Annotated in this window: 6 protein-coding genes; 4 read left to right on the top strand and 2 right to left on the bottom strand. The window is 71.5% G+C overall.

What is annotated here, in order from left to right; translation table 11 throughout:
* The 4 genes from AOK18_RS16800 to AOK18_RS16815 form a co-directional block, all read left to right on the top strand.
* Positions 1 to 920: extracellular solute-binding protein (locus tag AOK18_RS16800; protein WP_055694903.1), on the top strand; the 920-nt coding region annotated here is incomplete at its 5' end.
* A gap of 14 nt (positions 921 to 934) precedes the next feature.
* A complete protein-coding gene (locus tag AOK18_RS16805; protein ID WP_055694904.1) occupies positions 935 to 1927 on the top strand; it encodes a carbohydrate ABC transporter permease in 993 nt (330 codons plus the stop codon).
* A 28-nt stretch (positions 1928 to 1955) separates the two neighbouring features.
* Positions 1956 to 2795 carry a carbohydrate ABC transporter permease gene (locus AOK18_RS16810; RefSeq protein WP_055694905.1) on the top strand — a complete coding sequence of 280 codons (840 nt, stop codon included), beginning with the start codon at positions 1956 to 1958 and terminating at the stop codon, positions 2793 to 2795.
* Positions 2796 to 2914: 119 nt separating this feature from the next.
* Positions 2915 to 4273, top strand: coding sequence for a GH1 family beta-glucosidase (locus AOK18_RS16815; RefSeq protein ID WP_055694906.1), 1359 nt, complete (start codon positions 2915 to 2917; stop codon positions 4271 to 4273).
* A gap of 174 nt (positions 4274 to 4447) precedes the next feature.
* Here the strand turns inward: AOK18_RS16815 and AOK18_RS16820 are convergent, their stop codons facing one another.
* Entirely contained in the window at positions 4448 to 5887 is a 1440-nt protein-coding gene (locus AOK18_RS16820) for a hypothetical protein (protein ID WP_157865114.1), read from the bottom strand.
* An 86-nt stretch (positions 5888 to 5973) separates the two neighbouring features.
* Positions 5974 to 10323 (bottom strand): P-loop NTPase family protein, encoded by a 4350-nt coding sequence (locus AOK18_RS16825; protein ID WP_055694908.1) that lies wholly within the window; start codon positions 10321 to 10323, stop codon positions 5974 to 5976.
* Positions 10324 to 10354: the final 31 nt, after the last annotated feature.

Raw genomic sequence — 10354 nt, forward strand, 5'->3', positions numbered from 1 at the left:
GCCGGGTCCTGGCCCTCGGCTCCACCGGCGCCGAGGGCCAGGACCCGGCCGCGGTCCCGCTGTACTCGATGGCGTACGCCCTCTACTACAACAAGCGGATGCTGGCCGACGCCGGTGTCGACGCGCCCCCCGCCACCTGGGACGAACTGGTCGCCGCCGGCAAGAAGGTCTCCGGGGACGGCAAGTGGGGGATGGGCGTGGAGGGGTCGAACCCCTCCGAGAACATCCACCACGCCTTCGTCTTCGCCAAGCAGCACGGCGCCGACTTCTTCACCGCCGACGGCAAGCCCGACTTCACCAACGACGGTGCCGTCACCGCGGTCAAGCAGTACGTCGACCTCATGGCCAAGGACAAGATCATCGCCCCGGGCAACGCCGAGTACGCCCAGAACCAGTCCGTGAGCGACTTCGCCAAGGGCAAGACGGCGATGCTGCTCTGGCAGTCCGCCTCCGCCAACCTCACGTCCCAGGGCATGCCCGACGACGCCTACGGCATCGCCCCCGTCCCCGTGCAGTCCGGCACCCCGGGCCCCGGCAAGCAGGTCAACTCGATGGTCGCCGGCATCAACCTCGCCGTCTTCGAGAACAGCGACAACATCGACGGCGCCACGGACTTCGTGAAGTTCATGACCAGCGACGCCGAGCAGAAGATCCTCAACACGGCCTACGGCTCCATCCCGCCGGTCAAGGCGGCCCAGGAGGACGCGGCCTTCAACTCCCCCGCCACCTCCGTCCTGAAGGACACCCTCGCCGAGAGCGCCGTCGCCCTCCCGCAGGTCCCCGACGAGTCCCAGTTCGAGACCGCCGTCGGCACGGCCGTCAAGGACCTGTTCGCCGACGCCGCCGGCGGCCGCGAGGTGACCACCGCATCGGTCAGGGCAGCCCTCACCAAGGCCCAGCAGCAGATGCCCGAGAAGTGAGCCCGAACACCGCCATGACCGCCACTGCCCCCACCGCGGAGACCGCCGCGCGGAAGACCTCCTCCGGTGCGGAACCCGGCCCCCGCCGCCGCACCGGGCGGATCCGCCGCATCGGACTGCCGTACCTGCTCCTCCTGCCCGCCCTCCTCCTCGAACTCCTCGTCCACCTGGTGCCGATGGTGATCGGCATCGTGATGAGCTTCAAGGAACTCACCCAGTTCCACATCCGTGACTGGGGCACCGCCCCCTGGGCCGGCCTCGACAACTACAAGGTGTCGGTGGACTTCGACGCCCCCGTCGGCGCGGCCCTGCTCCACTCCTTCTTCGTCACCCTCGCCTTCACCGTGCTGTCGGTCGGCCTGTGCTGGATCCTCGGCACCGCCGCCGCGATCTACCTGCAGGACACCTTCCGCGGCCGCGGCCTGCTCCGCGCCCTGTTCCTGGTGCCGTACGCGCTGCCGGTCTACGCCGCCGTCATCACCTGGGTGTTCATGTTCCAGCACGACAACGGCCTGGTGAACCACGTCCTGCACGACCAGCTCGGCCTCACCGACAAGCCGTCCTTCTGGCTGATCGGCGACAACAGCTTCGTCGCGCTGCTGACCGTCTCCGTGTGGAAGGGCTGGCCGTTCGCCTTCCTCATCGTCATGGCCGGCCTGCAGAACATCCCCCGCGAGCTGTACGAGGCCGCCGCCCTCGACGGGGCCGGGATGATCCAGCAGGTCCGCCGCATCACCCTGCCGTCGCTGCGCCCGGTCAACCAGGTCCTGGTGCTGGTCCTGTTCCTGTGGACGTTCAACGACTTCAACACCCCGTTCGTCCTGTTCGGCAGGACCGCCCCGGAGGCCGCGGACCTCATCTCGGTCCACATCTACCAGGCGTCCTTCGTCACCTGGAACTTCGGCACCGGCTCCGCGATGTCCGTCCTGCTCCTGCTGTTCCTGCTGGTCGTGACGGGCGTGTACCTCGTCCTCACCTCGCGCCGACGGAGGCCTTCGCATGCCTAGCTCCCCGAGGACCGCGACCGCCTCCCCGATGGCCCCGCCCCGCTCGTTCCTGTGGTCCCGGCGGATCTTCCTCACCCTGCTCACCGGCTTCGTGACGGTCCCGGTGTACGTCATGGTCTCCAGCTCGCTGAAGCCGCTCCCGGACGTCACCGGAGAATTCCGCTGGCTGCCGAGCGAGGTGACGATCCGCCCGTACATCGACATCTGGTCCACGGTCCCGCTCGCCCGCTACTTCCTGAACTCGCTGATCGTGGCGGGCGCGGCGACCGTCTGCTCGGTGGTGATCGCGGTCTTCTCCGCCTACGCGGTCAGCCGCTACACCTTCCGCGGCAGGCGCGTCTTCACCGTGACCGTGCTGTCGACGCAGATGTTCCCCGGCATCCTCTTCCTCCTCCCGCTGTTCCTCATCTACGTCAACCTCGGCAACGCCACGGGCATCGCCCTGTTCGGCTCGCGCGGCGGCCTGATCCTGACGTACCTGACGTTCTCCCTCCCGTTCTCCGTCTGGATGCTGATCGGCTACTTCGACTCGGTGCCCAGGGACCTGGACGAGGCCGCGATGGTCGACGGCTGCGGCCCGCTCGGCGCGCTCTTCCGCGTCGTCGTCCCGGCCGCGACCCCCGGCATCGTCGCGGTCGCCGTCTACGCCTTCATGACGGCCTGGGGCGAAGTCCTCTTCGCCTCGGTGATGACCAACGACACCACCCGCACCCTCGCCGTCGGCCTCCAGGGCTACTCCACCCTGAACGACGTCTACTGGAACCAGATCATGGCGGCCTCGCTCGTGGTGAGCGTCCCCGTGGTCGCCGGCTTCCTGCTCCTGCAGCGCTACCTCGTCGCCGGCCTGACGGCGGGAGCCGTCAAGTGACCCACCCCCTCGCGCCGAACAGCCTCCCTGTACCGAACAGCCTCCCTGTACCGGACACCTCCCCCGTAGCGGACAACCCCCCTGTACCGGACAACTCCCGCTCGCCCGAAAGGACTTCCGTGGCCATCGACTATGCCGCCCTCCCCGAGGACTTCCTGTGGGGCACGGCCACCTCGGCGTACCAGATCGAGGGAGCCGTGGCCGAGGACGGCCGCTCGCCGTCGATCTGGGACACCTTCGCGCGCGCCCCCGGCACGATCGACAACGGCCACCGCGGCGACACCGCCTGCGACCACTACCACCGCTGGCGCGAGGACATCGGCCTGATGCGCCGCCTCGGCACCAACGCCTACCGCCTGTCCCTCGCCTGGCCCCGGATCGTCCCCGGCGGCGACGGCCCGGTCAACGCCAAGGGCCTCGACTTCTACGACCGGCTGATCGACGGCCTGCTCGAAGCCGGCATCACCCCCTCCGTCACCCTCTACCACTGGGACCTGCCCCAGGCCCTCCAGGACCGGGGCGGCTGGCCGGAGCGCGACACCGCCGAGCACTTCGCCGCGTACGCCTCGGCGGCCGCCGCACGCCTCGGCGACCGGGTGCACCACTGGGCGACCCTCAACGAACCCCTGTGCTCGGCCTGGATCGGCCACCTGGAAGGCACGATGGCGCCCGGCCTGACCGACCTGACGGCGGCCGTCCGGGCCTCCTACCACCTGCTCCTCGGTCACGGCCTCGCCACCCGGGCCATCCGCGCCGCCGCCCCCGGCGCCCAGGTGGGCATCGTCAACAACCTCTCCACGATCCACGCCGCCACCGACAGCCCCGAGGACCTGGCCGCCGCCACCCGCATGGACGGCCACACCAACCGCTGGTGGCTCGACCCCGTGCACGGCCACGGCTTCCCGGCCGACATGCGCGAGGTCTACGGAGTCGACCTCCCCGAGCGGCCCGGCGACCTGGTGACCATCGCCGCCCCCCTCGACTGGCTCGGCCTCAACTACTACTTCCCGCAGGTGGTGACGGCCGACCCCGACGGCCCGGCCCCCCGCGCCGCCACCGTCCGCCGCGCCGACGTGCCGCGCACCGGCATGGACTGGGAGATCGACGCGAGCGGTATCGAGACCCTCCTCCTCCGCCTGACCGACGAGTACGGCGCTCGCAAGCTCTACGTCACCGAGAACGGCTCCGCCTTCCCCGACACGGTCCGCCCCGACGGCACGATCGACGACCGGGAACGCCAGGACTACCTGGAACGGCACCTCGCCGCCTGCGCCTCCGCCGCCCGCAAGGGCGCCCCGCTCGCCGGCTACTTCGCCTGGTCCCTGCTGGACAACTTCGAGTGGGCCTACGGCTACGACAAGCGCTTCGGCCTCGTCCACGTCGACTACGCCACCCAGACCCGCACCATCAAGGGCTCCGGCCACCGCTACGCGGACCTCATCCGCGGCCACGCGGACCGGACGCGCCGGGCCGCCTGACGGACCATGCACGCCCGTATCAGGACCGTCGCCGTTGCCGCCGTCGGCGCGCTCATCCTCGTCGCCCAAGTCGTGGGCGAGGGTCCCGGGCGAACCCCACCTGTCCACCGGGTGACCGGAAGGCGGACTCACCGGTGAGTGACGCATCGTGTGGAGCCGGCCGGCCGGTGACGGTCAGTCCGCGGTCCAGTCCGTGGTCAGTACCTCCGCCAGGGACACGAGTTCGTCGTGGTCCAAAGGGGTCCGGTGGGAGAGGGTGTTGCGGGCTGTGTGCAAGGTACGCAGGCGGTGACGTTGCGTGGTGGTCAGGGCGAGCATGTGGGCGGCGTAGGAAAGGCCGCCGAGTTCGAGTTCCTCGAGATCGGGCACGGCGGCTTCCTCGGTGCCCCTCCAGTGCTGGGAGCGGGCCTTCTCGCGGAAGTCCCGCAGGGTGAAGCGCTGTTTGTGCAGCATTCCGGGGACGAGATGGATCAGGGCGGTGCGGGCTTCCTCGATGAGGGGGAGGAGGACGCGGTTCTGGGCGTGGCAGACGAGGACCCGCAGTTCCTGGGAGTCGGCGTCCAGGAGGGAGTGACCGTGGGCGGGGTGGATGCGTCCGTCCCAGCTGTCGACGGCACCGCGGGCCCAGGCGTCGTGGATCTCGGCGTCGGGGGCGGAGGCGTGGGCGGTGGACAGGCGCCTGGGCGGCACGGGCTCCGTGGAGCCGGCTGCGGGCTCGGGCAGGACCTGGCTCAGCGCGTGGCGGAGTGTGCCGAGGGCACCGCCGTCCCAGGTGGCGCGGAGAGCGAGGGCGCGGTCGATGTCGGGGCCGCAGACTTCGGCGACGACGGCGTCGGTGACACGGCGGAGGAGCGTGTCGGCGGCGTCCGTGACTGCCGAGCGGGAACGCCACGCCATGAGGACCTCGGTGTCGAGACGGGTCCATACCTTCCACCACCAGTGGACGGCGGCGCGGCCCTGGCTGCCGAGGGTGGCGCGGGGCAGGTCGGTGGCGCGTGCGGTCAGGAGGAAACGCGTCCGTGCATGACCGGGCAGACCGGCTTCGTGGAAGGTGGCCTGGGCGACGCGGAGGAGCCGCGCGGCCTCTTCGGGGGAGGCCTCGTCCCAGCAGCGCACGACGATCACAGGGGGTGCTTGACCGGCTGAGCTCTGTCCGACGAGGGTTTCCACGGGGTCGCCCGTGACGCCGAGTTCCTTGGCGAGGCGTTCCTCCAGTGTCGCCGTCGGCGCGGCGGTGGCCGGAGCCAGGCCGGGCCGGACGCTGCCGCTGGGCGCGGCGAGCCGGCTCAGGAGGCTGCTGTAAGGGTCGTCGGGCAGGACTGTGTCCTGCCCGTGGCCGGTGTCTGCCCAGGGCTCGTGCGGCCCGGCGACCGGTGCGCGCTGCGCGGGCAAGGACGCCGGGCCGGCACGGCGGTCGGCGAGGGAGACGACGCCGGGAACGGGGATGACCGCCTCGAGGCGGTGGGTGAGCTCGCGTACGAAGAAGTCGGCGCGGCCGGATTCCACGACGGGGTCGGGGAAGTACCAGACGCAACTGCGGCCGGCCCGCAGGTCCGCCTCGAGCATGTCGAGGTGCCGACGAGGACCCGGGAGCCGGGCGAGGTCCTCGTCCATGAGGTGTCGGCCGGGTCCGGCGGCGGCCGGCCCGGACCCGGGGGACTCCGGTGCCGCGGGGGCCACGGCACCGGAGCCGACGGTGTTCACTGCGCGGGCCCGATCGTCTTCAGCGCCCGGAAGGTGACCGGGTCGAGACGGACGCCCCCGGGTTTGTTGGGGTCGAGGACCGCCAGGCCGTCGAGGCGCTTCAGGAGGTGCTCGGCGGCTTCGAGGGGGTCGTCGTCGCCGCTGTCGAAGAACGCGGCGGCGATGTCGCCCGGAGTCATGGCCGCCTTGCCGTCCGCGTACTCCTCGTCGCTGTAGAACTGGGCCCAGGCCGTGAGGCGGGAGACGTCGGCCGGTGTGAAACCGGCCGCCTTCAGGTGGGCCGTCGCGGCATCGGGGGTCCCCCAGAGTTCGCGCAGGCCCTGGAGGACCTCCTTCTGCCGCATACCGGAGCGGACGTTGTGCATGGCGGTCTCGACCAGACCGGGCCATCCCCCGGTGGATTCGATGAGGCCACGCCGTTCCTGCGGGGAACCGAACGGCGACTCCGGCCAGGCGCGCACACCGTCGACGGTCCACCGCTGGGGCAGCACGAGGCCGGCTCCCGTCTTCTCCGCTTCCGCCGTGGCGTCCGGCGAGCAGAGGATCACGGCGTACCGGCGGGGCGTGCCGGGAGTCGCGTCGGCGTCGTGTGTCGTACCGCCGGTGTGCTTGACGAGTCGCTCGGCGGCCTCCCCGACCTGTTCGGCGTTCCGGCCGCGCAGGTCCACGAAAAGGATCCGGGAGCCCTTGCGGCGTGAGTTGGCGGTGATCGCTTCGGTGAGGTTGTCGCCGGGGCCGACGCTGATGACGTCGAGGCCGTACCCGCTGCCGTACAGGCGCAGTCCGCGTTCGACGTGGTCGTCGCCGAGCGCCCGGGTGCAGGGGACGAGTGCGGTGCGGGTGGGATGAGCGAGCATGTCGCCGAACTGGCCCTCGGTGAGCGGGCTCATCCGCTGGACGCCGCCGGAGGTGCCGATGGACCGGCGGGCGGCGTGCGGGTTGTAGTCGTAGGGCAGGTCGAACTCGGTGTCGTTCAGCTCGCTCTGGAGCTCGTTGCGGGTGCCCAGCATGTTGACGACGTTGGGGCTGCGCATCGCGTAGGCGCGCTCCTCGCCGGGAACCCGGATGAGCAGGCCCAGGCCGACCATCTCGTCCAGGAAGATGGTCAGCTGGCGTTCGCTGTTGAGGGGGAAGCCCTCGTCCCAGATCTCGTGGGCGGCCTCCAGCAACTCGCTCGGCCGGGACGCGTGCGTGTAGCCGTGCTCGAGGCTGCGCAGGGCGACCAGGAGGGTGAGCACGCGGTAGCGGTCCTCCAGGTTGATGGTGTAGCGCAGGCGTTCCGCGATGAGTTCGCGGACCCGCTCCAGGTTCGCGACCGCCTGGACGTCGTCCCAGGTGATGGGGGCGTGACGGCCGTCGGCGGGCATGGCGCGCTGCTGCATGTAGGCGACGAGGTGGTCGCAGAAGATCTGCACCAGGTTGGCCTGGTAGTTGGTGACGCCGAGGATGTGCCAGACCAGGTCGGGGGTCTCGAAGGTGAGACCGACGGCGGCCAGGGGTTCCTCGACGAGCCCGACGGCGGCCTGCGGCTTGAGCGGACCGACGAGGATGCCCGGCCCGCCGTGCGCGGTGACCACGTTGGTGAGGTGGTTGAAGCGCTGGACCTGGTGCAGGCCGGCGAAGACGACCTTGAACGACCGGCCGGTGGTCTCCATCAGGCGCTGGAGCCGCTTGACGGTGCGGAAGGTCGACTGGCCGCCGCCGGTGTAGACGGCCTGGGCGTCGGCGGTGAGGAAGGCGTCGGCCTCGTCCGCGAGCAGGAGGACACGGCGGCCGGGTTCGGCCTCGATCCACTGCTGGACCGCGTCGGCGATCACGTCGACGTCGACGGCACGGTCGGAGACGTTCGTGCCGATGACGCCGCGGCGCTTCAGCTCGGCCAGCAGGACCCGCCAGATGCCCTCAGGGGGTTCGGCATGGCCGATGTCGGCCTTGAGGAGGTCCATGTAGACGGCGATGTGGCGGTCCGGGGCGGCCTTCTGGAACACCTCGACGGCTTGCCGCAGGAGGGACGACTTGCCGAGCTGGCGGCCGCCGAAGAGGAAGATGGACCCGTCCGGGCGGAGGATCTCCCGCATCTCCTCGGCACGGCCCTTGAAGACCTCCGGCGGAACGAGCCCCGCGACGTGCGGGGTGTAGGGGGTGTAGCCGGTCCAGGGCAGGGTGACGCGCTGCGTCGCCCGGAACGAGCGCGGGGCCCGGGCGGCGACCCAGCCGACGACGGCCGGGTCGACGACCAGGGCTTGCTGGCCGCGGTTGCGGGAGGCGAGCGCGAGCCGGCGGCGTCCTTCCGTGCCGAGGGGCTGCAGGTAGAGGATCAGGTTGGCGCCGATGGCCGATTCGGGAAGGTGGCGCAGCGGGCCTTCGCCGCGCAGTTCGTCGGCGATGACGACGACCTTGTACATGCGGCGTGCCTGGGAACCGAGGGCGGCGACGTAGCCGGGAGTGCTCTCGGTGATGTCGGCGCGCACGCTGAGCCGGGTGACGCCGTACCGGGCCTCCTCGACGTTGGCCTCGAGCACGGTCAGACCGAGCAGGCGCAGGACGCTCATGACCAGACCGCGGATCTTCCGCTGGTCCCGCTCGCCGATCAGTTCCTGCCAGGCGCCGAGCCCGGAGAGCGCGTTCTGCACCAGCGGCTCGTCCTCCGCGTAGTGCTGGGCCCACCAGCGGGCCCCGACGCCGCGACGGGTGGACTGGGGAGCCTCCGGACGGGCGACGCCCGTCAGGAAGCGGGACAGCTCCTCCCCGGCCGGTTCGGCGGGAGCGGGCAGGGCCCCGCCGCGGCGGACGAACGACAGGAGTTCTTCGGCGGCCACCGTCTTGCCGCGGTCCAGCAGCCGGTGGATGCGCCCGTACTCGGCCTCGGGCAGGTGAGCCGCGTCGAGCTGGCGGTAGAGCTTCGCGGTCTGCTGCTGCTCCAGGTCGCGCAGGTCGCGGCCGACGGCGGCGATGGCCCGGAAGCGCTCCCCGAAGCGGTCGCCGTGGTCGTCGCCCTCCAGGTCGAGGAGCCGGGCGGTGAAGCCGTGCTCCTCCTCGGGCTTCAACAGGTTCTGCACCCGGATCTGGGCGAGGAGCAACTGGGCGCTCCGGTGTTCCTCAGCGCATCTACGGCCCCAGGTGACGGCCGCGTCGGCGATGCGCTGCCGCCACTCGGCGAGCTCTGCGGCCGGCACGGCGGCGCCGACGATCCGCCCGTGCTCGAGCCGTTCGAGCAGACGGTCGGCGAGGTGGAGGTCGCCCGCGTCCCGGTGGCACCGCAACGCGACGGCGGGGGCGGCCGGGCCGAGCAGACCCAGCAGCGCCCCGAGCGCGTCCGGGTGCTCGAGGTCGGGTTCGTCCTGTTCCTCGTGGACGTGCCAGCGCAGCTCGGGCAGGTGCAGCAGGCCTTCGGCGGACGGCCGGAACCCCGTGTCGCGCGGCTCGGGGGCGTAGGAGCCGTCGAGCCAGCGCAGCAGCAGCGCGAGGAGGGCCCCGCCCACACCGGGCAGAGGTTCGGCCTGACGTGCGTCCGCGATCGCGCGCATCAGGTCCCGGCCGATGTCACGACCGCCGGACGGACGCAGGGACGAGGCGATGCGCAGCGCCGTCGTCAGCAGGTCCCGCACGGTCTTGATGTGGGCGCGGAGCTGTTCACGGGCCGCCGAGTGGATGTCGTTCTTGGACTGCTTGGGCGTTCGCTTGGCCCGGTCGGTGGTGTCGATGATCCGGTCGGCGGCGTCGGAGCGCTTGTAGTGCTCCTCCATCTCCTTGGCGAGTTCCTCCGCCTCGATCCGCCCTTCGGCCCAGCCCTGGATCAGCTTCAGGGTCCGTCCGAGCCGGCCGTCGGGCGCGGCGAGGGTCTGCAGCACGATCGTGCCGCGCTGGAGCTTGATGGTGCGCAGCGGCAGGTCCAGCGCGAGCTGCCGGGCCCGGTCGCCGATCTCCTCGCGCCGGTCCGTGACCGGAGTCGCCGCCGGCTTGCCCAGGTCGCCCGGCTGTATCTCCGTGGACTGCCGTACCGCGTGCACCAGTTCGTCCATCACCGACGCCCACGGCTCGGGAACACCCGGCATCGACGTGAAGGCGGTGAGGAAGCTGCTCGCCCAGCGTGCCGACAGGCCACTGCGGATGGCCGCGGTCAGCAGGACCAGGTAGGCGTCACGGTCGTCGTCCCAGGGGTGCCCCTCGTCCAACGCGTCGAGGAGCTCCTCGGCCTGCACCTGGAGGTCGGAAGCCCTGGCCGGGGACGTGTGGAAGGCGGCGTCCGCGAACGCGAGCGCGAGGGTGCGGTGGGCGGGGGCACCGGCGGCGCGGGACAGCCAGTAGGCCTCGGCCGGCCGGCCCTCGGCGACGAGGACCTCCACCGGGGAGGGCGTGCCCGCCCAGACGTCCGAC

The organism is Streptomyces prasinopilosus, assembly GCF_001419695.1.
Taxonomy (GTDB): Bacteria; Actinomycetota; Actinomycetes; order Streptomycetales; family Streptomycetaceae; genus Streptomyces; species Streptomyces prasinopilosus.

What these genes read in the sequence shown, in the direction of transcription:
- AOK18_RS16805 (WP_055694904.1), top strand. Translation starts at nt 935, where the DNA reads ATGACCGCCACTGCCCCCACCGCGGAGACCGCCGCGCGGAAGACCTCC.
- AOK18_RS16810 (WP_055694905.1), top strand. Translation starts at nt 1,956, where the DNA reads ATGGCCCCGCCCCGCTCGTTCCTGTGGTCCCGGCGGATCTTCCTCACC.
- AOK18_RS16820 (WP_157865114.1), bottom strand. Translation starts at nt 5,887, where the DNA reads ATGGACGAGGACCTCGCCCGGCTCCCGGGTCCTCGTCGGCACCTCGAC.